Annotated in this window: 23 protein-coding genes, 1 tRNA gene, 1 pseudogene and 1 riboswitch; of the genes and pseudogenes, 12 read left to right on the plus strand and 13 right to left on the minus strand. The window is 68.6% G+C overall.

The window, feature by feature from the left end; genetic code table 11:
• The first annotated feature begins 67 nt into the window (after positions 1-67).
• Genes ACPXCS_RS10665 through ACPXCS_RS10675 form a run of 3 tightly spaced genes read left to right on the plus strand, consistent with a single transcriptional unit; the run spans position 68 to position 5241 of the window.
• Positions 68-3217: a DUF3427 domain-containing protein gene (locus ACPXCS_RS10665; protein WP_425947418.1), complete on the plus strand. Its 3150-nt coding sequence runs from the start codon at positions 68-70 to the stop codon at positions 3215-3217.
• A gap of 38 nt (positions 3218-3255) precedes the next feature.
• Positions 3256-4239 (plus strand): hypothetical protein, encoded by a 984-nt coding sequence (locus ACPXCS_RS10670; protein ID WP_425947420.1) that lies wholly within the window; start codon positions 3256-3258, stop codon positions 4237-4239.
• 30 nt (positions 4240-4269) lie between these two features.
• Positions 4270-5241 (plus strand): hypothetical protein, encoded by a 972-nt coding sequence (locus ACPXCS_RS10675; RefSeq protein WP_425947421.1) that lies wholly within the window; start codon positions 4270-4272, stop codon positions 5239-5241.
• A 15-nt stretch (positions 5242-5256) separates the two neighbouring features.
• Here the strand turns inward: ACPXCS_RS10675 and ACPXCS_RS10680 are convergent, their stop codons facing one another.
• Positions 5257-5883, minus strand: coding sequence for an ATP-binding protein (locus ACPXCS_RS10680; RefSeq protein ID WP_425947422.1), 627 nt, complete (start codon positions 5881-5883; stop codon positions 5257-5259).
• A gap of 217 nt (positions 5884-6100) precedes the next feature.
• Here ACPXCS_RS10680 and ACPXCS_RS10685 point away from each other — a divergent pair, with 217 nt between their 5' ends.
• The gene (locus ACPXCS_RS10685) at positions 6101-6946 is read left to right on the plus strand and encodes a helix-turn-helix domain-containing protein (RefSeq protein ID WP_425947423.1); all 846 of its coding nucleotides are present in this window, start codon (positions 6101-6103) and stop codon (positions 6944-6946) included.
• Entirely contained in the window at positions 6947-7147 is a 201-nt protein-coding gene (locus ACPXCS_RS10690; RefSeq protein WP_425947425.1) for a DUF397 domain-containing protein, read from the plus strand.
• A 30-nt stretch (positions 7148-7177) separates the two neighbouring features.
• Here the strand turns inward: ACPXCS_RS10690 and ACPXCS_RS10695 are convergent, their stop codons facing one another.
• The 3 genes from ACPXCS_RS10695 to ACPXCS_RS10705 all read right to left on the minus strand — a co-directional run bounded on the left by ACPXCS_RS10695 (position 7178) and on the right by ACPXCS_RS10705 (position 8832).
• On the minus strand, positions 7178-7663 hold the full coding sequence (locus tag ACPXCS_RS10695) for a MarR family transcriptional regulator (RefSeq protein WP_425947426.1): 486 nt from the start codon (positions 7661-7663) through the stop codon (positions 7178-7180).
• A 181-nt stretch (positions 7664-7844) separates the two neighbouring features.
• Positions 7845-8294 (minus strand): DUF2267 domain-containing protein, encoded by a 450-nt coding sequence (locus tag ACPXCS_RS10700; RefSeq protein ID WP_425947428.1) that lies wholly within the window; start codon positions 8292-8294, stop codon positions 7845-7847.
• A gap of 115 nt (positions 8295-8409) precedes the next feature.
• Positions 8410-8832 carry an Hsp20/alpha crystallin family protein gene (locus ACPXCS_RS10705; protein WP_425947430.1) on the minus strand — a complete coding sequence of 141 codons (423 nt, stop codon included), beginning with the start codon at positions 8830-8832 and terminating at the stop codon, positions 8410-8412.
• Between the two features lie 201 nt (positions 8833-9033).
• Here ACPXCS_RS10705 and ACPXCS_RS10710 point away from each other — a divergent pair, with 201 nt between their 5' ends.
• Complete coding sequence (locus ACPXCS_RS10710; protein WP_425947432.1) at positions 9034-9345, plus strand: hypothetical protein; 312 nt, start codon at positions 9034-9036, stop codon at positions 9343-9345.
• Positions 9346-9821: 476 nt separating this feature from the next.
• Here the strand turns inward: ACPXCS_RS10710 and ACPXCS_RS10715 are convergent, their stop codons facing one another.
• Together ACPXCS_RS10715 and ACPXCS_RS10720 are read right to left on the minus strand one after the other, a co-directional pair.
• Positions 9822-11378, minus strand: coding sequence for an MFS transporter (locus ACPXCS_RS10715; protein ID WP_425947434.1), 1557 nt, complete (start codon positions 11376-11378; stop codon positions 9822-9824).
• A 53-nt stretch (positions 11379-11431) separates the two neighbouring features.
• On the minus strand, positions 11432-12772 hold the full coding sequence (locus tag ACPXCS_RS10720) for a DUF445 domain-containing protein (RefSeq protein ID WP_425947435.1): 1341 nt from the start codon (positions 12770-12772) through the stop codon (positions 11432-11434).
• Between the two features lie 195 nt (positions 12773-12967).
• On the opposite strand from ACPXCS_RS10720, the gene ACPXCS_RS10725 reads away from it, so the two are divergent.
• Positions 12968-14299, plus strand: a complete 1332-nt coding sequence (locus ACPXCS_RS10725; RefSeq protein WP_425947436.1) for an SGNH/GDSL hydrolase family protein — start codon at positions 12968-12970, stop codon at positions 14297-14299.
• Positions 14300-14338: 39 nt separating this feature from the next.
• On the opposite strand, the pseudogene ACPXCS_RS10730 reads toward ACPXCS_RS10725, so the two are convergent.
• The 4 genes and pseudogenes from ACPXCS_RS10730 to ACPXCS_RS10745 form a co-directional block, all read right to left on the minus strand.
• Positions 14339-15025, minus strand: a pseudogene (locus ACPXCS_RS10730) (DUF1707 SHOCT-like domain-containing protein); the annotation flags it as partial.
• A 33-nt stretch (positions 15026-15058) separates the two neighbouring features.
• Positions 15059-16066 (minus strand): ABC transporter ATP-binding protein, encoded by a 1008-nt coding sequence (locus ACPXCS_RS10735; RefSeq protein WP_425947437.1) that lies wholly within the window; start codon positions 16064-16066, stop codon positions 15059-15061.
• 1 nt (position 16067) lies between these two features.
• Positions 16068-16889 carry an ABC transporter permease gene (locus ACPXCS_RS10740; RefSeq protein WP_425947439.1) on the minus strand — a complete coding sequence of 274 codons (822 nt, stop codon included), beginning with the start codon at positions 16887-16889 and terminating at the stop codon, positions 16068-16070.
• Positions 16882-17682, minus strand: a complete 801-nt coding sequence (locus tag ACPXCS_RS10745) for an ABC transporter permease (protein WP_425947441.1) — start codon at positions 17680-17682, stop codon at positions 16882-16884. Before ACPXCS_RS10745 ends, ACPXCS_RS10740 begins: the two co-directional genes overlap by 8 nt.
• Before the next feature lie 497 nt (positions 17683-18179).
• On the opposite strand from ACPXCS_RS10745, the gene ACPXCS_RS10750 reads away from it, so the two are divergent.
• Positions 18180-20582: a transglycosylase domain-containing protein gene (locus ACPXCS_RS10750; RefSeq protein ID WP_425947443.1), complete on the plus strand. Its 2403-nt coding sequence runs from the start codon at positions 18180-18182 to the stop codon at positions 20580-20582.
• A gap of 13 nt (positions 20583-20595) precedes the next feature.
• Here ACPXCS_RS10750 and ACPXCS_RS10755 read toward each other — a convergent pair whose 3' ends face one another.
• The 3 genes from ACPXCS_RS10755 to ACPXCS_RS10765 form a co-directional block, all read right to left on the minus strand.
• Positions 20596-20916: a DMT family transporter gene (locus ACPXCS_RS10755; RefSeq protein WP_365086320.1), complete on the minus strand. Its 321-nt coding sequence runs from the start codon at positions 20914-20916 to the stop codon at positions 20596-20598.
• Between the two features lie 34 nt (positions 20917-20950).
• Positions 20951-21017, minus strand: a riboswitch (guanidine-III (ykkC-III) riboswitch).
• A gap of 65 nt (positions 21018-21082) precedes the next feature.
• A complete protein-coding gene (locus ACPXCS_RS10760; RefSeq protein WP_168374468.1) occupies positions 21083-21439 on the minus strand; it encodes a GroES family chaperonin in 357 nt (118 codons plus the stop codon).
• 44 nt (positions 21440-21483) lie between these two features.
• Positions 21484-21813, minus strand: a complete 330-nt coding sequence (locus ACPXCS_RS10765; RefSeq protein WP_425947445.1) for a DUF3618 domain-containing protein — start codon at positions 21811-21813, stop codon at positions 21484-21486.
• A gap of 94 nt (positions 21814-21907) precedes the next feature.
• Here ACPXCS_RS10765 and bcp point away from each other — a divergent pair, with 94 nt between their 5' ends.
• The 4 genes from bcp (at position 21908) to ACPXCS_RS10785 (ending at position 23746) form a co-directional block, all read left to right on the plus strand.
• Entirely contained in the window at positions 21908-22375 is a 468-nt protein-coding gene (gene bcp, locus ACPXCS_RS10770; protein ID WP_425947447.1) for a thioredoxin-dependent thiol peroxidase, read from the plus strand.
• Between the two features lie 149 nt (positions 22376-22524).
• The gene (locus tag ACPXCS_RS10775; protein WP_425947448.1) at positions 22525-23166 is read left to right on the plus strand and encodes an HNH endonuclease signature motif containing protein; all 642 of its coding nucleotides are present in this window, start codon (positions 22525-22527) and stop codon (positions 23164-23166) included.
• The gene (locus ACPXCS_RS10780) at positions 23163-23657 is read left to right on the plus strand and encodes an HNH endonuclease (protein WP_425947450.1); all 495 of its coding nucleotides are present in this window, start codon (positions 23163-23165) and stop codon (positions 23655-23657) included. Before ACPXCS_RS10775 ends, ACPXCS_RS10780 begins: the two co-directional genes overlap by 4 nt.
• Positions 23658-23673: 16 nt before the next feature.
• A tRNA-Leu gene (locus ACPXCS_RS10785) sits at positions 23674-23746 on the plus strand.
• Positions 23747-23756 lie beyond the last annotated feature (10 nt).

Below are 23756 nucleotides of genomic sequence, written 5' to 3' on the forward strand. Positions count from 1 at the left end.
GTTAGAACTGATCCCTATCGCCACGAGTGATCGTCTGCGTGGGAGTAAGGGATCAGGGGGAACAGGCATGGCGGAAGCAGCGGACCAGGCGCAGCCCATCGCGGGCATTTACGAAAAGCTGATCACCAGCGATCTCCAGGACGAGCTGGAGCAGTTCGAAGCCGCTGGCTGGAAGGCAGTAGACGCTGAAGTCACCCCGGAATCCGCGCCCCACGTACTGGCCCGTTACCTCGGTGAAGCCATCGGCCAGCGGTTGAGTGAGCTGCGCCCCGAAGACCGCGTCACGACAGCGAACCGCATCCTCGCCTCCCTTGCTCGTAGCACTTCAGACCCCGCTGAGGCAGCGGCGCCGAGCACTATCGCTGAAGGTCCTCGCCAACTCCTCACGCTCGCCCGGCAGGAAGCTCCGGGCGTCTACGCGCTACGCCCCCTCACACCCCTGTCCGAGACATCCCTGATCACGAACTCTCCCGAAGACCTGAGCCTCGGTGCCGAACTCAGGGCCGAATTGGCCACTGCGGACCGCATCGACCTGCTCTGCGCCTTCGTGAAGTGGTACGGCATTCGTGTCCTTGAGGATTCCTTGCGGGCTGCACAGGAACGGGGAGTGCCGATCCGAGTCATTACGACCACGTACATCGGCGCGACCGACCGTCACGCCCTGGATCGCCTCGTCCGCGACTTCGGTGCAACGGTCAAGGTCAACTACGAGATCCGATCCACTCGGCTCCACGCCAAGGCATGGCTGTTCCGCCGTCACACGGGCTTCGACACGGCGTATGTCGGCAGTTCGAACCTCTCGAAAGCCGCGCTCCTGGATGGTTTGGAGTGGAATGTTCGCCTTTCTTCTGTGGCCACCCCAGCCGTGCTGAACAAGTTCGAGGCGACCTTTGACGCCTACTGGAGCGACTCGGCATTCGAGACGTACGACCCTGACCACCACAGCGAGCGCCTCGACCACGCCCTTGCCCAAGCCGGAGGCAACACCTCCACCACCGACCTGAAAATCAACCTCTCCGGTCTGGAAGTACGCCCGTTCCCCTACCAGCAGGACATGCTGGAACGCCTGCAGGTGGAGCGCGAGCTACGCGGACGTGACCGTAATCTGCTGGTCGCAGCAACCGGTACGGGTAAGACCGTCATGGCGGCTCTGGATTACCGAAGCCTCGCCAAGGGTTTCGCTGACCGCCGGCCGAAGCTGCTGTTCGTGGCGCACCGCAAGGAGATCCTCAAGCAATCCCTGCGCACCTACCGAGAGGTGCTCGACGATGCCTCGTTCGGCGAGTTGCTCTACAGCGGTGAGGACCCTCAGGCGTGGAACCACGTCTTTGCGAGCGTCCAGTCACTCAACGTCCAACGACTTGAAGAGCTGGCACCCAACCACTTCGACATCATCGTCATCGACGAGTTCCATCACGCCACGGCATCCACCTACCGCCGTGTCATCGACCACTTCAAGCCCAAGGAACTCCTCGGCCTGACCGCGACCCCCGAGCGGATGGATGGGCTCAATGTGCAGGACGAGTTCTTCGACGGCCGCATCGCCGCCGAGATGCGTCTCTGGGAAGCCCTGGAGAACGACCTGCTCTGTCCCTTCCACTACTTCGGCATCCCTGACGGCACGGACCTGACGAACCTCACCTGGCGACGGGGTACGTACACGGACCAGGAACTCGGCAACCTCTACACAGGCAACGAGGCACGGGCCCGCATCGTCGTCAAGCAGATCCGGGACAAGGTCTCCCAGCCAGGAGCCATGCGGGCGCTGGGTTTCTGTGTGGACAAGAGGCACGCCCACTTCATGGCCGACTTCTTCCACAAGGCTGGCTTCCAATCAGTCGCCCTCACCAGCGACTCCCCTGCCGCAGTACGGGCTCAAGCGCTCACTGATTTGCGCGAGGGGAAGGTGCAAGTGATCTTCTCCGTGGATCTCTTCAACGAAGGCCTCGATATCCCGGATGTCGACACGCTCCTCCTCCTACGTCCGACCAACAGCGCCACCATCTTCCTCCAACAACTCGGCCGCGGACTACGACGCACGGAAACCAAGCCGGTGCTCACCGTCCTGGACTTCATCGGACAGCATCGAGCGGAGTTCCGCTTCGAGGAGCAGTTCCGCGCCCTGACCAACCTCTCTCGCAATCGCCTCGTCGACCACATCGAGCGCGACTTTCCCCTCCTGCCGTCCGGATGCCAGATCATCCTCGAGGGCAAGGCCAAGAAGCTGGTGCTTGACAACATCCGCACGCAGCTCAGCGCGAACGTGAAGACCTTGGCCAATGAGGCCAGGGCCTATGAAACACCGCTGCTTGCGGACTACCTGCGGGAAAGCCGTAGGGAGATCAAGGAGCTGTACAAGAGCGACAACTCCTGGACTGACATCCTGCGTCGGGCCGGCCTCATCAACGCCACCGCCCCCACGGGAGAAGCGGCGCTCCTCAAGCGCGTCCACGCCTTCCTGCACATCGATGACCCTGAACGAGCCAACGCCTACCTCCGTCTCCTGGCCGACGAGGTACCGCGCTACGACGACCTCAACCTCACCGACCAGACGTACGCCCGGATGCTGTTCTTCAACCTGTGGGACAACGCAGGCGGTTTCACCAGCTACCAGCAAGGTCTCGACTCCTTGCGCGACCAGCGCACCGTTCGCGAGGAACTTCGGCAAGTGCTTTCCTATGTCCTCGCGCAGGCGGACCACGTGCCGATCCCGCTGTCCGGCAGTCACAGCCAGGTGCCCCTGAAGGTGCACTGCTCGTACAACCGCTCCGAGATCCTGGCCGCCCTGGGAGTGGCCCGCATCGGCGGACAGATGCCCAGGTCCTTCGCCCAGGGCGTGCAGTGGGTGGAAGAGCTCCAGACGGACGCGCTCCTGATCACGCTGGAGAAGAACGAGAAGGACTTCTCGCCCACTGTCCGATACAAGGACTACGCGCTGAGCCCGACGCTCTTCCACTGGGAGTCGCAGAACGCAACGGCATCGAACTCGCCCACCGGCCTGCGCTACCAACACCATGCCGAACGGGGCAGCCACATCCTGCTCTTTGTGCGCCGGTACAAGAACACCGACATCGGCAAGTCCCAACCGTGGATGCTCCTGGGCCCTGCTACCTACGAGGACCACACCGGAAGCAAGCCCATGGCGATCACGTGGCGGCTGAAGCACGAGCTGCCTGCGGACGTGTGGACATACGCGGCCATCGCTGCCGGGAGTTGAGCAAGTTCACTGTCATAGCGATCAGTTAACGTCATGGCATGGACTTAGCTTCGATCAAGCCTGGACTGCTGACCACCCGCTCGGCCATGCATGAACTGTTCGGCGGAGGGAGCCAAGGGGGGATCATCATCCCCAAAAACAGCCCGAACATCCTCATCTACACAGACCATGACAGCGGTAAGAAGTACGGCTACGAGGACGGCTGGCTTGAAGAGGAGGACGAGCTCGGTCCCGTCTTCGAGTACACCGGGCAAGGCACCCGCGGTGACCAAACGTTTCTCGGGCAGCGCGGGTCACGCAATGCGGCAGTCCTGTACCACGCTGACGCCGGCAAGTCGCTACGCGTCTTCATGGCAGCGGGAAAGGTCAGCGACTCCAGGTCGTCTGCTAAGCAGCAGCGCTACGTGGGCGAGTTCCAGCTGGATACGAAGGTGCCGTACACGGTGCGTGAGGCACTCGACGAGGAGCATCGGCCCCGCCTCATCATCGTCTTCCGGCTACGTCCCATGGGGGAGTTTGAGCGTCTCAGCCAAGACGTCATCACCCGCGCGGACACCACCGCATCTCAGAGGGTCTCCGCTGACGTGGTCACCACCACACTGGTGGAGCCGAAGAGGAAACGGGCGACGGAGAGCAGACGTGCCGCGCAACCCAGCCTCATAGCCGAGCTGCGCCAGGCAGCCATCCGGGAGCAGTACCTCGCAGAGCTCATGGCACAGGGCCATGACGTTGCCGCGTTCCAAATCAAGATCTCGGGCACGACCTCCACCCTCAAGACTGACCTCTACGACGCCACCGCACATGAGCTCTATGCCATACGCGGTGCAAGCACCCGCGAAGAGATACGCATGGCCGTAGGTCAGCTCAAGGACTTCGCTCGACACATCAAACCCGCGGCCCCCAAACTGACCGCACTGCTCCCGGATAAACCACAAGACGACCTGATCAGATTCCTCCACACAGAAGGAATCGACCTCGTCTACGGCGATGCTCAGGGCTACACGAGATGCGCAGCCCGATAGAAGTACCGCACCCACATCCCTGGAGCAAACATGGCTGAGTCCCCCGAGCACATCTACCTCTCCAAAACCGCCCTCAAGATCATGGAGGGCGCGTCGAGATCACAGCTCTTCGGTTACACGGAAGGCCAACGAAAGCGCTTTGACTTTTCCTGCGACCTAAAGAAGGACTGGTCGAAGGTAGTTGCTGGACAGACCCTCTGGAGGCACGGTGGAGACGGGATCGACAAGGACCTGCGAACCCTTCTGCACGAGCAGGACATCGCCGCGGCCGTGTACATAGCGCGTCACGAGAGCAGCAACCGTGCTCGCCTGGCAGAGGTGACCCAGGACTACCTCAAGACCATGCGAGAGAGCCTCTCTCGCCTGCGGGTCTTCTGGGTGCCGGCCGACTTCGATGCAGACGACGAGGCCTCCCGGGAGGCTGTCTACGACCTCCTGAAAGAGGAGATCACCAAAGACCTGCTTCTTCAAGTGGCGCTCGGCGGCCTCACGCCCCAAGACGTGACGCGTTTTGCATCCTCAAGACGCCCAGGCCTTCCCCTCAAGATCCTCTCCCACGTCAAGAAGCACGGCTACCGCAGCCATCGACACACAGCCAATGCACTGGCCACCGACTCCAATGCTCTCCGACTCGAAACAGAACGCCTCTTCATCATAGGCTTCTTGGAAAGTGGCAGCTTGCAAGGGGGAGAGTACAGCGTAACGGACAGCGGAAACGCAATGCTTGATATCTGCTCCCGGCTCCGCACATACCTACACGGAAACCTAGGTGATGGAAACAAGAACGAGGATTTCGAGCACATATGCAGTCTGCTTGGGATCGACTACCCCTCAATCCCCATCACTGCTCGCCTGTTGATCGGCGAAGCCGACATCGACATACAGAACCCGACAGCGCTGTTGTTGCAACACGTCGCCCAAGCTGACGCAGACGGTAGCGTCGACTGGCCCGAGGCTCACTACAGCTTGCCCTCCAGTTCCGAGGTACCCGGACACCGGTAGGTGAAGGGCGCTAGGTCAGGCCGCCTCCCCTTCAGCCTGATAGTGCAACTGAGCACGGTCGAGGATGTCGTCCGGGTCATGGCCCCGCGTACTGGACCAGTGGAGCAAGTCAGCGATCAGCTCGACCGCGGACTCTACGCGGTGCACGTCTTGGGTTTCTTGACCCGGACCACGTGTGACTCTCTCGTAGTTCTCAAGTGCCGCGACAGCCCGTTCCACCCGTCGGCAGTTCCCCTCGCTAGCGAGCTCGATCTCACACCAGACCGCCTTACCCGCCGCGGTCACGACTGCGCCCCAGTCCAGGGCCATCATCTCGATCAGATGCAAGCCGCGACCGCACTCGTCACCCCATCCAGCTGCTCTGACGATGGGCACCACCGAGCTCTTGTCATGGACTTCCAGGCGTAGGCGCTTCCCGCTCCGCTCAAGGATCAAAGTCGCCGACGCGCCTTCCCCCACGTGCTTGACGACGTTGGTGGCCAGCTCCGTGACGAGGAGCTCGACCTCGTCAGAGACCAGGGACGCACCCCACCGACTGAGCTGCCGCGTAGCTGCCTTCCGCAGCAGGCGCACCTCCGTTGGCGCAGCCTCAAAGGGCAGAACGCAGCGAAGTCGAGGCTCCGTGACGTCGTAGCCGGCCATGACCACTCCTCCCTCCCTGGCTACGCAACACGACATCCGCACCGTATCCGTATGACCGCGCTGCGTAGCGACCAGAGAGAGCATGGCACAGAGAAATCTCACTGTGTAACTTCTCATGAGAATCTATCGGGTGAATCCGGTGGTGAGTCCGGTTCACTGCTCCCTAGCCTGAGGGGCGTTGTTCGGGCTGAAGCCCGCCCCATGGTGAAGGAGCCGCATGCCCGAACGGAGCACCACACGACGCCGCCAACTTGGCGCGACCATGCGCAAGTTGCGTTCTCGTACCGGAATGACTCTCGAGGAAGCCGGAAGGCTGGTCGGCGTTTCGAAGGCGACCGTCAGCAGGTACGAGACAACTGCCGGGCCGGTCAAGTGGCTTGTGATCGAAGCGCTCTGCCGTGAGTACGGCGCGACAGATGCTGAGCGTCGAGCGGTAGTCAACCTTGCCAAGAGCGCCAAGGAGCAGGGCTGGTGGAGCTCCTTCGCTGACTCTCTCCCGGAGAGCATGAACCTGCTCCTCACCCTTGAGGACGAGGCCGTACGCGAGAACCACTTCTGCTGCGTGTACGTCCCCGGGCTCCTGCAGACGCGCGCCTACAGCACCGCTCTCCAGAAGGCCAACGAGGTCCCTTTGGAAGCGGTGGAGATCGAGCGGCTCGTTGACATCCGGATGAAGCGACAGGAGATCCTTGCCCGCCCCAAGCCCCTGCACCTCTGGGCGATCCTTGATGAATCAGTGATCCGCCGCGTTGTTGGGTCGCCGACGGTCATGAGGGAGCAGCTAGACCGGCTCCTCGAGGCCAACGAGTCCCCTCACATCACCCTCCAGGTATTGCCGTTCGCCAAGGGGGCGCACGCTGCCGCCCTGGGCAGCTTCGTCATCATCGGCGGTCCCGAACCGGCCCTCGACGTCGTATACGTGGATTTCCACACGGGTTCCCTCTTCCTGGAGAAGGAAGAGGAACTGGAGCGATACAGACTTGCGTTCGAGTACCTGCGCGCACAAGCGTTGGACATGGAGGCTTCCTCCGTCCTGATCCATCGCGCCCGCAAGGAGCTCTGAATGTCCGCTGGCCCCCAGATAGCCGTCGAGCCCAGGTGGTTCAAGTCGTCTTACAGCGGCGCCAACACCACCGAGTGTGTGGAGTGCGCCTACGGTGCGAGTGCTGCGCTGATACGCGATTCAAAGGACGTGAGAGGGCCCATCGTCTCCGTCGGGCATGAGGCATGGCGTCACTTTGTGAGTGCGGCCCCCGATCTGTGACAGCCCAGCCGACCTGCTCAGCACCGCGACTTACTTGGGATCCTCGGGCAGGTTGCCGTCGCCGCCCAGGTTGGCGACCATCCGGCGCAGGACATTGATCGTGGTGATGAAGTCGGCCTGGGATATGCCCTCGTGGGTCTGGTGGTGGACTCGGAGGTTGCGTTCCCTGGCGCGGAGGCGGGCGGCTTCGCCCTCGTCCGTGAGGGTCATGGCGCCCGTCGCATCCTCCGTGAGCCAGCCCCGGGCCGTCAGGTCGTCGTAGACCGCCTCGAAGTCGGTGTTCTGGTCGTCGTAGGGGGTCAGGCGGGCGGTGAGGGCGGTGCGGGTCCAGGTGCCCGGGGCGCCGGCGGCGTGGTTGAGGGTCCACCAGTGGGGCTGGGTGAGGTTCTCCACCGCCAGTTGGGCGCGGATGGCTCCCACAACCCTGCGGTAGGCCTGGCCGGTCCAGGCGCCGATCGGCTGCGCGGCCAGTTCTTCGTCGGGGTAATCCCTGAGGGCTCCGGCGTGGGTGTTCATGACGTCGGTTCTCCCGTCTGCGATGTGTCCCCGGGGAGGGACAGGACGAACCTAGAACCTCAATCATGGTCGAGGTCAAGAACAACCCGTTCCGGCCGATCCAGCCGTTACCGCCGCTGCCCGACGGCCACCGCCGGTCGTCCACCGTGGTGGCCGTCGTACGCAGTTCGGGTTGGGGAGCCTACGCCGCCGGGCTCAGGTCCGCTCGGCCGAACAGGAGGGCGTAGCCCGGGGGGAGTTGGGTGAGGATGCGGGTCACCAGGTCGTCGCCGATCAGGGGTGGGAGCACGCCGAGGACCGAGCTGACGTCCCAGCGGGCCGTGGCGGAGGTGGCTCCGGGGGTGCGGGACGCCACCTCGTCGACGAACCGCGCGGCGGGCAGCCGGTGCGTGGCCGGGATCTGGGAGGCGATCAGGCGGGCCGCCTCTTCGGGGAGGGCGCGGGCGAGGTCGACCCGTTCGTCGCCGATGACGTGGGCGCCGAGGGCCGTCAGGACGGTACGGATGACCTGTTCGGCCTCGGCCGGGGTGTCGTACTGGCCCGACGCGCGGACTGCCTCGACGAGGCGGGGCCAGCCGTGGTCGTCCTCGTGGGCCCTCGTGGTCACACCGGACACTGTCGCCGTGCTCATGTGCGGGTTCTTCCTCCAGGTGCGTGGGTGCGGCCCTCCCGGGTCGCGCCACCAGAGTGCGTACCGCAAGCGGCGGCGCGACCCGTGGACGGGCGGTGTTCGCGGGGTGGTGCGGTCAGCCGCTGATCTGCCTGCGGCTGTCGCCACCCGCGATCTGGATGCGGCGGGGCTTGGCCTGCTCGGCCACCGGGATGCGCAGGGTCAGGACACCGGCCTCGTAGGAGGCGTCGATGCGCTCCGTGTCGAGCGTGTCGCCGAGGAAGAGCTGGCGCGTGAAGGTGCCGGTGGGGCGTTCGGCGACCAGCTGTTCCGCGCCCTCGGGGGCGGGCGACCTGCGCTCGGCTCGCACGTTCAGGACGTTGCGTTCGACGTCCAGCTCGATCGTCTCGGGGTCGATGCCGGGGAGGTCGAAGTGGACGTAGAAGTCGTCCCCGGAGCGGTAGGCGTCCATCGCCATCGCGGACGGGCGGGTGGCAGAGCCCAGGACCTGCTGGGTGAGTCGGTCGAGTTCACGGAAGGGGTCCGTGCGCATGAGCATCACGGGTCACTCCTCTCTTCAGACGCTGTGAGTGCGATGCCCGATGTTCTGCGTCTTCTTATATAGCTCGGAGGAGGAAACTTGACAACCCCCGACTCAGGTTCGGGGTCGGGGGTGGCCGCCGGGGGCGTTGTCGCGAGAGCTAGCCTCGTGCTCGTGATCGCGTGGGCTCGAGCCCATGAGCGAGGCAGGAGGCAGGAAATGGCGAAGGTTCCCAGTGCGGTGGTGGCCGCGGGCGGGCTCGTGGGCGGGTACGGCATGGCCCGGTGGACCAGGCAGCGGCCGCTGGGCGGGGTCGTGCTCGCCGTCGCCGGTGCGGCGGCCGCGCGGCAGTGGCGGCAGCAGGCCGGCGGGGTGGCCGCGGGGGCCTTGTCGGCCGCGTACGTCGCGGCCTTCGCCGGGTCGCATCCGCTGGCGCGGAAGGTGGGGGCCTGGCCCGCCGTGTTCGGCGTGGCGGGTGCCGTGGGTCTGGCGTCGTGGGTGGTGGCGGACCGGCGGCGCGGCGACGCGTAGGCCCGTCGGTGACCCGTCCGATCAGGGGTCCGGCCGGACGGTGACCGCGACGGCGGCGCGGTCGGCCGCCGGTCCGGGGCGGGCCCGTCGGCGACCCAGTCGGCAGGCCCGCTCCGCAGCGCGCCCCGCTGTCGGCCCGCGCCGGCGAGCCGGTCCACGTGGGCGCACAGCAGCGTGGGCCCACAACAAAGAACCCGGCCCTGTCACCAGGGCCGGGTTCTCAAGTGGAGCGCCGGGCAGGCCTTGCACCTGCATCTCCCCACAGGAAGTGGGGCGTCTTTCCTTGGACCACCAACGCATCGTCCGTCTGCCGGAGTTCGGCGAGCGGGCGCAGATCAACTATAGCGCAGGTTCCGCGGCCACCGGACCGCGTGACCGCCGGACCTCCCGACCGCATGACCTCCGTACCGCCGAGCCTCCGGCCCCGGAGTGGGCCGGCAGCCGTCCCGCCGCCCGCCCACTCCGCGGCGCCGGCTCTACACCGTCGCCGGGCTGGACCCCGGCGTGCCCGGATCCGAGCCGCGACCCGCGTCCGGGCCCTGGGAGTCGCCACCGCCCCGGACGCCGGACTTCGCCGTACCCGCCGTCGCCGTCAGCGGCTTCGCGATGTCCTCCAGGGAACGGCGCTCCGCGTTCACCGCGAGCAGCGCCGCCACCAGGCCCGCCAGGCACATCAGCGTCGCGCCGATCGAGAAGGCGAGGACCGTGTCGCCGACGACGCCGGACTCCGTGAGCTTGGCGAACAGCAGCGGGCCGCTGATGCCGCCGGCCGCGGTGCCGATGGCGTAGAAGAAGGCGATCGACATCGCCCGGGTCTCCATCGGGAAGATCTCGGAGACCGTCAGGTAGGCGCTGGACGCGCCCGCCGAGGCGAAGAACAGGACCACGCACCAGCACGCCGTCATGGTGGCGGCGTTCAGGGAGCCCTGGTCGAAGAGCCAGGCGGTGCCGAACAGGAACAGGCCGGACAGGATGTACGTGCCGGAGATCATCACGCGGCGGCCGACCGTGTCGAACAGCTTGCCGAGCAGCAGCGGGCCGAAGAAGTTGCCGAGCGCGATGACGGCGAAGTAGTAGCCGGTGTTGCCGCTCGGGACGTCGAAGAACGTCGTCAGGATCGCGCCGAAGCCGAAGGTGATGGCGTTGTACAGGAACGCCTGGCCGATGAAGAGGGAGAACCCGAGGACGGCACGCTTGCGGTAGTCGGAGAAGACCGTGCGGCCGATCTCCAGGAAGGAGACGCTGCGGCGCTGGTGGATGGTGATCTCGCCCTCCGCGGGCGGCAGCGCCTTGCCGTTCTCGCGTTCGATCTCCTGCTCGATGGAGGAGACGATGCGTTCCGCCTCGTCGTCACGGCCGTGGATCAGCAGCCAGCGCGGGCTCTCCGGGACGTGCCGGCGGACCAGCAGGATGACCAGGGCAAGGACCGCGCCGAGGGCGAAGGTGAGGCGCCAGCCGACGTCGGCGGCGAAGATGTCCGTGTCCAGCGCGACGATCGACAGCAGCGAGCCGAAGACCGCGCCCAGCCAGAAGCTGCCGTTGATCATCAGGTCGACGCGGCCGCGGTACTCCTTGGGGATCAGCTCGTCGATCGCGGAGTTGATGGCCGCGTACTCGCCGCCGATGCCGAAGCCGGTGAGGAAGCGGAAGAGGAAGAACCACCAGGTGTCGAAGGAGATCGCCGTGAGGGCGGTGGCCCCCAGGTAGACCGCCAGGGTGATCATGAAGAGTTTTTTGCGCCCCCACTTGTCGGTGAGGCGGCCCCAGAACAGGGCTCCCGCGCAGGCCCCCGCCACGTACAGCGCGGCGGCCATGCCGGTGACCTCCCCGGAGGTGATGGGCAGGCCGCTGCCGGGTTCCGACAGGCGGCTTGCGATGTTGCCTACGACGGTGACTTCGAGACCGTCGAGGATCCACACGGTGCCGAGACCGATGACGATCGTCCAGTGCCAGCGTGACCACGGGAGGCGGTCGAGTCTGGCGGGGATGTCGGTCGTCAGGGTCCGGCCGGTCTCGGCCTGCGCGGTGGCCATGGGCTCCCTCCTCGTCGAGAAGAACCCGGATCGGGTGCCCGGAGCCGGGCGCTCTACGCCCCCAGCGCGTGCGTCACCGTGTAGATCAGCAAGCCCGCCAGGGAGCCGACGACCGTGCCGTTGATACGGATGAACTGCAGGTCGCGGCCGATGTTCGCCTCGATCTTCTTGGTGGTGTGCTCGGCGTCCCAGCTCGCGACCGTGTCCGTGATCAGGGAGGTGATCTCCTTGCGGTAGGTGGTGACGACGTAGACGGCCGCGTCTTCCACCCACTTGTCGACCTTGTCCTGCACCTTGCGCTCGCTCGCCATCCGGGAGCCCAGCGACAGCAGGGAGGCCCGTACGCGCAGCCGCAGTTCGCTGCGTTCGTCCTCCGCCGCCGCGACGATCATGGACCGGACGGCCGTCCAGGCGCTGGCGATGAGGTCCTGCACCTCGCCGCGGCCGAGCACCTCGCCCTTGAGCCGCTCGACGCGGGCACGGGTGTCGGTGTCGGACTGCAGGTCGGAGGCGAAGTCGGTGAGGAAGCGGTCGAGGGCGCCGCGCGCGGGGTGGGCGGGCATGTCGCGCATCTCGGTGACGAAGCGCAGCAGTTCCTTGTAGACGCGCTCGCCGACCTTCCGGTCGACGAACTTCGGGGTCCAGCCCGGGGCGCCGCCCTGCACGGCGTCCATGACGGAGTCACCGTGCAGCACGAGCCAGTCGTGGGCGCGGGTGACGATCAGGTCGACGACCCGTTTGTGGCCGCCGTCGGCGACGACCTTCTCCAGCATCTTGCCGATGCCGGGGGCGATCTCCTGGGCGCCCGCACGGCGGGTGATGGCCTCGCCGACCACCGCCTGGACGTCGGAGTCGCGCAGGACGGTCAGGGCGCCGCGCAGGGCGGTGGACAGCTCGGCGGTGACCCGGTCGGCGTGCTCGGGGACGGCGAGCCAGGCGCCCAGGCGGCTGCCGATGCCGACGGCGCGCAGCCGCTGGCGCACGACGTCCTCGGAGAGGAAGTTCTCGCCGACGAACTCGCCGAGGGAGACGCCCAGCTGGTCCTTCTTGGTCGGGATGATCGCGGTGTGCGGGATGGGGATGCCCAGGGGGTGCCGGAAGAGGGCCGTGACGGCGAACCAGTCGGCGAGCGCGCCGACCATGCCGGCCTCGGAGGCCGCGGCGACATAGCCCGCCCAGGCGCCGGCGCCGGAGTTCTGCGCGATCTTGGTGAGCACGTAGACCACGGCCACGAACAGCAGCAGTCCGGTGGCGGTGAGCTTCATCCGGCGTACGCCGCGCTGTTTCTCCTCGTCCGCCGGGCTGAAGGTCGTCATCGCACGGTTCACGGGGGTGCCGGGGCGGGCATGCTCCCCGCCGACACCGACCTTTTGTTCCGTTTCAGTACGTTCCATCCGCTCCACCCGCTTGGTGATCCCGCACACATTGTCCCTTCCTGACCGACTCCTGGAACGGAACAGGAGTTCCCGGCGTCTGTCGGGAGGGGGTACTGCCACGGGGTCCTGTGAGCCTCCCCCGGTCCATGACGCATCATGGGCACATCAGATCGGAGCCCCTGGGCTCCCATCGCCCGAGGAGAACTACACAGCATGACCCGAGGACGTGGCTACGCCCTCTTGGCCCTGGTCGTCGCAGCGATCGTGGCCCTTTCCACCGCCATATACGTCGGGGTGGCGTCCGACAACGGCGAGCCGGGCCGGAACGCCCTCGGTGACGGCCGCGCCCCGAACTCCGCCGCTCCCGCCTCCACCGGCACCTGGGTCAGCACGTGGTCCACGTCCCCGGCCGCCGGCGAACCCGGCACCGAGACGACGGGCATGGCGGACCGTTCGGTGCGCAACGTCGTCCACACCAGCGTCGGCGGTACGAGTGCCCGCGTGACGCTGTCCAATCTCTACGGCCGCTCCCCGCTGAGCATCACGAGCGCGTCGATCGCCCTGTCCGCGGGCGGCGGCACGGCGGCGGCGCTGCCGGACACCCTGCGCCGGCTGACCTTCGGCGGCGGCCCGACGGTCGTCATCCCGCCCGGCCGGCAGGTGATGAGCGACGCCGTGCGCATCGCCGTCCCGCACGACGCGGACGTACTGATCACCACGTACTCCCCGGCCGGTTCCGGCACGGTGACGTACCACCCGCACGCCCGGCAGACCTCCTACCTCGCACAGGGCGACCACACCCGGGACACCACGGGCGCGCCGTACACGGAGCAGACCAGGTTCTGGCGGTACCTGACCGCGCTGGACGTGCTGAGCAACGAGTCCGACGGGACGGTCGTCGCCCTCGGCGACTCCCTCACGGACGGCATCACGTCCACCATGAACGCCAACAACCGGTGGACCGACGTCCTGTCCGACCGGCTGCGCGCGGAGATCGCCGCCGGGCGCGACCTGCCGCGCTACAGCGTCGTCAACCAGGGCATCAGCGGCAACCGCGTCCTCACCGACGGGCTGGGCCGCCCCGCGGACAACCCCAGCGGCCTGAACCGCTTCTCGCGTGACGTGCTGGAGCGTACCAACGTCAAGGTCGTCGTGATCGACCTCGGCGTCAACGACATCCTGCGCAACCCGCGCCTGGCCGACCCGCAGGCCATCCTGGGCGGCCTGCGCACGCTGGTGGACCAGGCCCACGCGCGCGGCCTGAAGGTCGTGGGCGCCACCCTGATGCCGTTCCACGGCCACCGCGGCTACACGGACCAGCGCGAGGCGGTGCGCCAGGCCGTCAACGCCGAGATCCGCTCCGGGCGGGTCTTCGACGCGGTGGTCGACTTCGACCGGGCGCTGCGCGACCCCTACGACCCGCGCCGGCTGCGCGCCGACTACGACTCGGGCGACCACCTGCACCCCAGCGACAAGGGCTACACGCGGATGGCGCAGGCCTTCGACCTGGAGTCCCTGAAGGGATCGGCGCCGGCGGAGCTGTAGCCCGGGCGGCGGCGGAACCCCGCGCCGGGCACCTCAGTCCAGTTCCCGGCGTTCCGCCCCGCGGTCCAGCTTCTCCCGGCGCCGGGCCTCACGGATCCGCTGCCTCTCCGCGCGGGTCTGCTTGCGCTGGACCCCGACGCCGCCCCAGAAGGCGAACCCGGTCACGACCACGCGCGGGGCGCCGGGCTCGCCCGGCACGCCCTCCTCGCGGTGGTCGAAGCCGCCCATGACGCCGATGCCGCGGACGACCACCTCGACGCCGGGCGGGACGATCACATCCACCCCGCCCATGATCGCGATCGCGTTGATCTCGACCTCGCGCTCGGTGAAGTACGCCTCACGCAGGTCGATCTCCCCGCCGCCCCAGAAGGCGAAGCAGGTGAACCGCCGGGGCATCGTCCAGCGCCCCTTGCGCTGGAAACCGGACATCACGGCGGCGGCCCAGGTCGACGAGGCCTCGCCGCCGACGATCCGCCCCGACCAGCCCGTCCCGGCGGCGGGCTCCCTCTCCGGCGACACCACCGGAGCCGTGACGCCGGGCGCCGGCAGGTCCCGGGTGATCGGCGCCAGTTCCCCGTAGGTGCGCGCCCGGTACGTCGCGTCCAGCCGCTCCTCGAACTCCGCCATGTCGAGCCGGCCCTCCGCGAGGGCGTCCCGCAGGACGTCGGCGACCTTCTCACGGTCCGCGTCGGAGGCGCGGAGGTCCGGGACTGCGTCGTCGGTCATGTACAGCAGACTACGAGTTGCCCGGGCCGGGCACTACGTGGTCGCGCGCTCCGGCGGAGGATTGCGGGTGTCCCCGGAGGCGTGCAGCATTCTGGCGATCACCGCCTCGATGTCCGGCTCCCGCACCGACAGGTCGACCAGCGGGTACCGCGCCGCGATCGTCGCCACCAGCGGCGCCGCCGACTCCGCGGCCGGGAACGCCAGCCACTGCCGCGGCCCGTCCACCCGGACCACCCGCGCGGGCGCCGGCGCCTCGATCGGCGGCAGTTCCCGCTCCAGGTCCACGACCAGCGTCCGTTCGCTCTCCCCCACCTCGTGCAGCCCGGTCAGCGGCCCGTCGTACACCAGCCGCCCGTGGTCGATGACCATCACCCGCCGGCACAACTGCTCGATGTCCTGCAAGTCGTGCGTGGTCAGCAGCACCGTCGTCCCGCGCTCGGCGTTCAACTCCCGCAGGAACTCCCGCACCTTCGCCTTGGACGCCACGTCCAGCCCGATCGTCGGCTCGTCCAGGTACAGCACCTCCGGGTCGTGCAGCAGCGCCGCCGCGATGTCGCCGCGCATCCGCTGCCCCAGCGAGAGCTGCCGCACCGGCACCTCCAGCAGGTCGGCGAGCCCCAGGAGGTCCACCAGCCGGTCCAGGTTCTCGCGGTAACGGGCGTCCGGGATCCGGTACATGCGGTGCATCAGCCGGTAGGAGTCGATCAGCGGCAGGTCCCACCACAGCGTCGTGCGCTGCCCGAACACCACCCCGATCCGGTGCGCGAGCCGGACGCGCTCCCGGGAGGGCTCGATGCCCGCCACCCGCACCCGGCCCGCGCTCGGCGTGAGGATGCCGGTGAGCATCTTGATCGTGGTGGACTTGCCGGCGCCGTTCGGGCCGATGTAGCCGACCATCTCGCCGCGGTCCACCCGGAACGAGATCGAGTCGACGGCCCGCACCCGCCGCCGCTCCCGCTTCATGAAACCGGTCTTCCGGCGCACCTCGAAGACCTTCTCCACACCGTCGAGTTCGATGAACCCGCTGTCCGACCCGGTCAACTCAACTCCCTGTACTCCGGTACGAGCGAAGCCCCGCCCGCCACGCCACCCCCGCCAGCACCGCGCACCCCAGGGCCACCAGCGGCGAGGCGAACGCCGTCCACCCCGGCAGAGCGATCGGATACGGCCTGTCCAGCACATGGGCCGCGGGCACCCAGTTGACGAAGGCGAGCGGCACCACGAAGGTCACCCCGCGCACCAGGTCCCTCCCGAACACGCCGGGCGGGTACTGCAGCAGCGTCGTCCCGCCGTAGGTGAAGGCGTTCTGCACCTCGGCGGCGTCCTGCGCGTAGAACTGGAACGCCGCGCCCGCCACGAACACCGCCGAGAAGATCGCCGCGCCGCTGACCACCATCACCGGCACCAGCAGCACCTTCGCCGCCGTCCAGTCGACGTCCACCGACACCAGCGCCCAGCCCAGCACCACCGAGCCCTGGGTGATCCGGCCCAGCCTGCGCAGCGCGAAGCGGTCCGCCCCGACCTGGGCGAGCACCGGCGCGGGCCGCACCAGCAGCGTGTCGAAGGAACCGTCGCGCATCCGGGCGCCCAGCACGTCCATCGAGCCCAGCAGCAGGTCGGCGATCCCGAACGCCGTCGCCGACAGGCCGTACAGGAAGGCCACCTCCGGCAGCGACCAGCCGCCCAGCGAGTCCACCTGCGAGAACATCAGCAGGATCCCCACGAAGTCCAGGCCGGTCACCATCAGGTTGCCCAGCACCGTGACGACGAAGGAGGCGCGGTAGGTCATGCTGGAGCGCACCCACATCCCGGCGATCAGCCGGTAGGCCCGCACCCCCTCGGACAGGGCACCGCGCTCACCCACCCTGCACCACCACCCGCCGGGTCGCGGCCGACTGCACCAGCCGCCCCGCCGCCAGCAGCGCCACCGCCCACGCCGCCTGGAAGGCGAACGCCCGCAGCGGCTCCGTCTCCCCCATCAGCACGTCCGCCGGCATCTGGATCTGCGCCGCCCACGGCAGCACCCGCACCACCTCGCCCAAGGTGCCCGGGAACGCGTTCAGCGGCAGCACCATGCCCGAGAAGAAGACGCCCGTGACCATCAGGGCCTGGCTGACGCCCATGCCGTCCATCAGCCAGAACACGCTCAGCGCCGCCAGGTAGCGGATCGCGAAGCTGACCACCGTCGCCAGCAGCAGCGTCACCACGAAGGCCGCCCACGGGACGACGTCCGTCGGCAGCGCCATCGGGAAGAACGCCGCGCCGAACAGGAACGGCACCACGCCCCGCCCCAGCATCTGGAACAGCGCCCGCCCCACGTCCCCGGCCAGCCACCACCACTGCAGATCCACCGGCCGGTACAGGTCGACGGCGATCTCACCGGTGCGGATGCGCTCCATCAGCTCCTTCTCCGCACCGCCGCCCTGGATCGCGAGGGTCGCGTACAGGCACTGCCCCAGCCACACGTAGGTCACGGCCTGCGCCTGGTCGTACCCGCCGAGATGCGGCCGCTCCTCCCACAGCGCCAGATACGTGTAGACGAGGACGACACCGAAGACCGTGTTGGTGAACACCCCGGCCGCCGTGGCCGCCCGATAGGTCGCGTACCGCCGGAAGCCCCCCGCCGCGACGGCCGCGTACAACCGTCCCGAGCCCACGCCCACCACCCTCCTCGCCGCCCGGCACCGAAGCGCAGGAGCCTAGTGGCCCGACTCACGGGCCTGCCACGCAATTTCCGGCCCGGGCGGGGGCGCCGCGGGGCGAGCCGGCACCGCCATTGACGGTACGATCCGTTGCGTCCGCGTGGGTCGAGGCGCCCGTGGCCAGGGCGAGCGGCGTGACGGCGGTGCCGGCCGGGGCGGAGCGAGCGAGCGAGCCGACGCGTCTTCGGTGGGATCACCCCCCGGGGGCGGGTCCCCCTCGGGGCGGATCTCGCAGAGCAGGACCTCGACGCGCACGGGCGGGCGAGGGCGCGGTCCGCCCTCCGCCGGCCCGGCGGTCCGCCCGCGCGCCACCGCCTCGCCCCACGGCTCACGACACGGCCCTCGATCAGGGAACTGATCGCCGGATGGGACAGTCTTCATCACAGGGGCGCAAGAGCGAGCAGAGACGTACGGGAACGACGTACGACGCGAAACAGGAGTCCGTGCACGACATGAGTGACGAGCCTCAGCCGCAGCAGCCGAACCCGGGCTGGGCACCGACAGAGCCGCAACCGGACGGCGACTCCGGCACGCCCGGGGCCACCGCGAAACCGAAGCGGACGGGCTGGCGCCGGATCGTCCCGACCTGGCGCACGACGCTGGGCGCGTTCCTCGTCGTCGCCCTGCTGCTCGTCGGCGGCTTCTTCCTGGGCTACTCGCTGGTGAAGATCCCGCCGGCCAACGCGCTCGCCACCAAGCAGGCCAACGTCTACCTGTACGCGGACGGCTCCGTCATCGCCCGCGACGGCGAGGTCAACCGCGAGAACGTCACCCTCGCCCAGATCTCCAAGGACGCCCAGCACGCCATCCTGGCCGCCGAGGACCGCGACTTCTACACCGAGTCCGCCGTCGACCCCAAGGCCATGGTCCGCGCCGCCTGGAACACCGCCCTCGGCAAGGGCAAGCAGTCCGGCTCCACCATCACGCAGCAGTACGTGAAGAACTACTACCTGCGCCAGGAGCAGACCGTCACGCGCAAGGCCAAGGAGTTCTTCATCTCGATCAAGCTGGACCGCGAGGTGAGCAAGGACCACATCCTGGAGGGCTACCTCAACACCAGCTTCTTCGGCCGCAACGCCTACGGCATCCAGGCCGCCGCCCAGGCCTACTACGGCATGGACGCCAAGGACCTCGACGCCGGCCGCGCCGCCTACCTCGCCGCGCTCGTCAACGCGCCCAGCCAGTACGACGTCGTCGCCCACCCCGAGAACCGCCGCGCCGCCGAGGCCCGCTGGAACTACGTGCTGGACGGCATGGTCAAGAAGGGCTGGCTCAGCGAGTCCGAGCGCACCGGCATGAAGTTCCCGGTGCCGAAGGAGTCCACGCTCTCCACCGGCATGTCCGGGCAGCGCGGCTACATCGTCCGCATCGTCAAGGACTACCTCGTCCAGAACAAGATCGTCGAGGAGAGCAGGCTCGACGCCGGCGGCTACCGCATCACCACCACCCTGCAGAAGCCCAAGCAGGACGCCTTCGTGAAGGCCGTCGACGACAAGCTGATGTCCAAGCTGGACAAGAAGAGCAACAAGGTCGACCGCTACGTGCGCGCGGGCGGCGCCGCCGTCGACCCGAAGACCGGCAAGGTCGTGGCGATGTACAACGGCATCGACTACGTCAAGCAGTACACCCCGAACGCCACCCGCAGGGACTTCCAGGTCGGCTCCACCTTCAAGCCCTTCGTGTTCACCTCGGCCGTCGAGAACCACAGCGAGACGCAGGACGGCCGCGTCATCACCCCCAACACGATCTACGACGGCACCAACAAGCGCCCCGTCCGCGGCTGGACCGGCGACCCCTACGCCCCCGAGAACGAGGACCAGGTCTCCTACGGCGACATCACCGTCACCGAGGCCACCGACAAGTCCGTGAACTCGGTCTACGCGCAGCTGGCCGCCGACGTCGGCCCGCAGAAGGTCAAGCAGACCGCCATCGACCTCGGCATCCCCGAGGCCACCCCCGACCTCGCCGACGGCCCCGCCATCGCCCTCGGCACGGCCACCGCCAGCGTCCTCGACATGGCCGAGGCCTACGCCACGCTCGCCAACCACGGCCGCCACGGCTCCTACACGATGGTCGAGAAGGTCACCAAGGAAGGCACCCCGATCGACCTGCCCGAGAGGCGCACCCGGCAGGCCGTCAGCCGCGAGGCCGCCGACACCACCACCAAGGTCCTGCAGAGCGTCGTCCAGAACGGCACGGCCGCCGCCGCCCAGGCCGCCGGCCGCCCCGTCGCCGGCAAGACCGGCACGGCGGAGAACGACAAGGCCGCCTGGTTCGCCGGCTACACGCCCGACCTCGCCGTCGTCGTCTCCGTCATGGGCCAGGACCCCGTCACCGCCGCCCAGAAGCCGCTGTACGGCGCCCTCGGGCTGCCCCGCATCAACGGCGGCGGTCCGCCCGCCGAGATCTGGGCCCAGTTCACCCGCGACGCCCTCAAGGGCAAGCCGGTCAAGGAGTTCGACCTCCGGCTCCAGCCCGGCGCCGACGTCTCCCAGGCCCCCGGCACCGAGGCCCCGGCCGACCCCACCACCGGCACCACCGACGGCGGCACCACCACCGGCGGCCAGGACGACGGCACCGAGACGCCCAGCCAGACCCCGAGCGCGCCCGAGGGACAGAACCAGGGCCAGACCGACGGCGGCACCACCGGCGGCACCACCGGCGGCGAGTCCCCGACCACCGGCGGCACCGCGGACGGCGGCACCACCGGCGGCGGCACGACCGGCGGCGGCGACGGCGGCACGGCCGACGGCGGCACCACCGGCGGCGACGGCGGCACGACGGACGGCGGCGACACCGGCGGCACGACCGGCCCCGGCTGGGGCGTGGTCCCACAGGGCGCGCGCCGCGAATGACCCGGCGACCGGGTCAGTGACCGCTGGTCGCCTTCAGTCCCACCACGGCGACCAGCAGCAGGCACACGAAGAAGATGCGGGCGGCGGTGGCCGGCTCCCCCAGCACCGCCATCCCGAACACCGCCGCCCCCGCAGCGCCGATCCCCACCCACACGCCGTAGGCGGTACCGATGGGCAGGGTCTTCGCGGCCTGCGACAGCAGCAGCATGCTGGCGACGATCCCGGCACCGGTGAGCACACTGGGCACCGGGCGCGTGAAACCGTCGGTGTACTTCATGCCGACGGACCACCCGACCTCGAGCAGACCGGCGACGACGAGCAGAACCCAGGCCATGACGGGCACCTCCGGGAAACGGGCTGACGGTACGGGTGCGTCGTCTTTGCCTTGATCCCGGTACGGCGCGTCTCGTCGGGGTCCCTCCAACGTAGCAAAGCCCGACGGCACGCCGAAGGGGCCGGTGACGCGGGTCACCGGCCCCTTCGCACCGCCGTCGGCGGGCCTACAGGTACAGGCCCGTCGAGTCCTCCGACCCCTCGAACCGGTCCGCGGCCACGGCGTGCAGGTCGCGCTCGCGCATGAGCACGTACGCGATGCCCCGCACCTCGACCTCGGCACGGTCCTCCGGGTCGAACAGAACCCGGTCGCCCGGCTCCACGGTCCGCACGTTCTGCCCCACCGCGACGACCTCGGCCCAGGCCAGCCGCCGGCCGACCGCCGCCGTGGCGGGAATCAGGATGCCGCCGCCGGAACGCCGCTCGCCCTCGCTGGTGTCCTGCCGCACGAGTACGCGGTCGTGCAGCATCCGGATGGGCAGCTTGTCGTGATGGGTGCTGTGCTCGTTTCTGTTGGCGCTCACGCCCTGAAACCTACCTGTCTTCCCGGGGGACGTCCGCAGCCGGGTCAGCCCTTGCGGCGCCGCGTGCCGAGCGCGAGCAGGCCGACCACGCCCACCACGACGAGCGCGACGGGCACGACCCGCTCCAGCCGGGGCGCCCCGTCCTCGTCGACGAAACGGGCACGGACGTCGGTGACGGCCTTGTTGACCCCCACGTACGCCCGTCCGAGGGTGTGGTCGATGTTCGAGGCGACCCTGGCCTTGGCATCCCCGACGATCGTCTTCGGGTGCACCCGCACCCCGATCTCGTCGAGGGTCTCGGCCAGGGTCGCGCGGCGGCGCCTGATGTCCGCCTCGATCTGCGCCGGGGTCCTGGTGTCCGCCGTGTCCGCCACCGTGTCGCCTCCGAAGTCGGTATGAGCCTGTGCCGAACAGTCTGTCAGCTCCACGGCTCATCGCACTGCCCCGACCCCCGGTTACGCTGGTCCGATGAGCGAGCGACTCCAGCCGGGGGACGTGGCCCCCGCCTTCACCCTGCCCGACGCCGACGGCACCGAGGTGTCCCTGTCGGACCACAAGGGCCGCAAGGTCATCGTGTACTTCTACCCGGCCGCCCTCACGCCGGGCTGCACGAAGCAGGCCTGCGACTTCACGGACAACCTGGAGCTGCTGACCGGCGCGGGCTACGACGTCATCGGCATCTCCCCCGACAAGCCGGAGAAGCTGGCGAAGTTCCGTGACAAGGAGTCCTTGAAGGTCACCCTCCTCGCCGACCCGGACAAGGAGGTCCTGGAGGCCTACGGCGCCTTCGGCGAGAAGAAGCTGTACGGCAAGACGGTCGTCGGCGTCATCCGCTCCACGGTGGTCGTGGACGAGGACGGCAAGGTCGAACGCGCCCTGTACAACGTCAAGGCGACGGGCCACGTGGCCAAGATCATCAAGGATCTGGGGATCTAGCCTCCCCTTCGACCCCAGCGAGCGGCTCGTACCGGTGACCCCCGGTACGAGCCGTTCCGCATGCCGGGCGTGACCGTCCGATAAGCGGTTCGTTACTCCGTACGGGATCACGAACACGTGGTCGAGCATCCGGTGAGCGGGAGGGCGTGATGGGGGCGAGTGCGTACACCAAGGAGCGGCTGGAGGAGGCGGCCCGGGGCGCGCGGACGTTGTCGGAGGCGTTGGGGAGGCTGGGGGTTGATCCAGGGAGTTCGACGCGGCGGTACGTCTTCGAGCGGATGAAAAAGCTCGGCGTGGACGTGTCGCACTTCGAGCGGGAGGGCGTGAAGTGGACGAGGGAGGTCCTTGAGCGGGCGGTCGCCGCGTCGACGAACATGTGCGAGGTGCTGCGCAGACTGGGGCTCGATGTCGTCGGCGGGCATCACACGCACATCAGCCGCCGGATCAGGGCCTACGGCATCGACACCTCGCACTTTCGGGTTCCGACCCGGCGGGGGGCACCGCGGCGCCGGCGCACTCCCGAGGCCCTCCTCGTCGAGCAGCCGCCCGAGCACGCCCGACGCGTGCCGGGTGACCGCCTCAAGTGGGCGATGACGGCACGTGGCGTGGAGGAGCGGTGCGCGCTGTGCGGCACCGAAGCGGTCTGGCGGGGCCGCCCGCTGCCCCTGGAGGTCGACCACGTCAACGGCCGCTGGCAGGACAACCGGATTGAGAACCTCCGGCTGCTGTGCCCCAACTGCCACGCGACCACGGACCGGTACCGAGGGCGCGGCAAGGGGCGTGCCTCATGAGCGGCAGGCGGGCCCGGCCCGACCGCGAGGAATTGCGGGCCGCGGTCGCCGCATCCGTTTCCGTCGCCGAGGTGCTGCGCCGCCTGGGCCGCTCGGGCAGCGGCACCCAGCGCGCGCACCTGCGTCGGTGGATCGCCGAGGACCGGCTGAGCACGGAGCACTTCCTGGGCCAGGCACACCAGCGCGGCAAGCCCCGTCCGGCCCTGGCGAAGCCACCCGAGGAGATCCTGGTCAAGCACGAGGGCCAGCGACGGACCCGCACGGCCGTACTGCGCCGGGCGTTGCGGGAGGTCGGCGTACCCGACGTGTGTGCGGAGTGCGGCACCGGTCCGCAGTGGCTGGGCAAGCCCATGACACTCGAGGTGGATCACATCGACGGGGACTGGAGCGACGACCGGCTGGAGAATCTGCGGCTGCTCTGCCCCAACTGCCACGCTGTCACGCGGACCTGGTGTCGAGGAGGGCAGCGGCGACATAATCTCGCCCAGTAGAGTAGGGATCTGTTGGGCGCCCGTACGCCAACGGCTGAGCGGCGATCTTTAGGTGGTCGTGTCTGTCGGTTCGAATCCGACCGGGCGTACCGAGACACA

Origin of the sequence: Streptomyces sp. DT190, from assembly GCF_049846985.1 — a bacterium.
Lineage (GTDB): Bacteria > Actinomycetota > Actinomycetes > Streptomycetales > Streptomycetaceae > Streptomyces.

Excerpts from the sequence above, each read along its gene's own strand:
- ACPXCS_RS10665 (WP_425947418.1), top strand. The coding sequence starts at position 68 with ATGGCGGAAGCAGCGGACCAGGCGCAGCCCATCGCGGGCATTTACGAA.
- ACPXCS_RS10670 (WP_425947420.1), top strand. The coding sequence starts at position 3,256 with ATGGACTTAGCTTCGATCAAGCCTGGACTGCTGACCACCCGCTCGGCC.
- ACPXCS_RS10675 (WP_425947421.1), top strand. The coding sequence starts at position 4,270 with ATGGCTGAGTCCCCCGAGCACATCTACCTCTCCAAAACCGCCCTCAAG.
- ACPXCS_RS10680 (WP_425947422.1), bottom strand. The coding sequence starts at position 5,883 with ATGGCCGGCTACGACGTCACGGAGCCTCGACTTCGCTGCGTTCTGCCC.
- ACPXCS_RS10685 (WP_425947423.1), top strand. The coding sequence starts at position 6,101 with ATGCCCGAACGGAGCACCACACGACGCCGCCAACTTGGCGCGACCATG.
- ACPXCS_RS10690 (WP_425947425.1), top strand. The coding sequence starts at position 6,947 with ATGTCCGCTGGCCCCCAGATAGCCGTCGAGCCCAGGTGGTTCAAGTCG.
- ACPXCS_RS10695 (WP_425947426.1), bottom strand. The coding sequence starts at position 7,663 with ATGAACACCCACGCCGGAGCCCTCAGGGATTACCCCGACGAAGAACTG.
- ACPXCS_RS10700 (WP_425947428.1), bottom strand. The coding sequence starts at position 8,294 with ATGAGCACGGCGACAGTGTCCGGTGTGACCACGAGGGCCCACGAGGAC.
- ACPXCS_RS10705 (WP_425947430.1), bottom strand. The coding sequence starts at position 8,832 with ATGCTCATGCGCACGGACCCCTTCCGTGAACTCGACCGACTCACCCAG.
- ACPXCS_RS10710 (WP_425947432.1), top strand. The coding sequence starts at position 9,034 with ATGGCGAAGGTTCCCAGTGCGGTGGTGGCCGCGGGCGGGCTCGTGGGC.
- ACPXCS_RS10715 (WP_425947434.1), bottom strand. The coding sequence starts at position 11,378 with ATGGCCACCGCGCAGGCCGAGACCGGCCGGACCCTGACGACCGACATC.
- ACPXCS_RS10720 (WP_425947435.1), bottom strand. The coding sequence starts at position 12,772 with ATGGAACGTACTGAAACGGAACAAAAGGTCGGTGTCGGCGGGGAGCAT.
- ACPXCS_RS10725 (WP_425947436.1), top strand. The coding sequence starts at position 12,968 with ATGACCCGAGGACGTGGCTACGCCCTCTTGGCCCTGGTCGTCGCAGCG.
- ACPXCS_RS10750 (WP_425947443.1), top strand. The coding sequence starts at position 18,180 with ATGAGTGACGAGCCTCAGCCGCAGCAGCCGAACCCGGGCTGGGCACCG.
- ACPXCS_RS10755 (WP_365086320.1), bottom strand. The coding sequence starts at position 20,916 with ATGGCCTGGGTTCTGCTCGTCGTCGCCGGTCTGCTCGAGGTCGGGTGG.
- bcp (WP_425947447.1), top strand. The coding sequence starts at position 21,908 with ATGAGCGAGCGACTCCAGCCGGGGGACGTGGCCCCCGCCTTCACCCTG.
- ACPXCS_RS10775 (WP_425947448.1), top strand. The coding sequence starts at position 22,525 with ATGGGGGCGAGTGCGTACACCAAGGAGCGGCTGGAGGAGGCGGCCCGG.
- ACPXCS_RS10780 (WP_425947450.1), top strand. The coding sequence starts at position 23,163 with ATGAGCGGCAGGCGGGCCCGGCCCGACCGCGAGGAATTGCGGGCCGCG.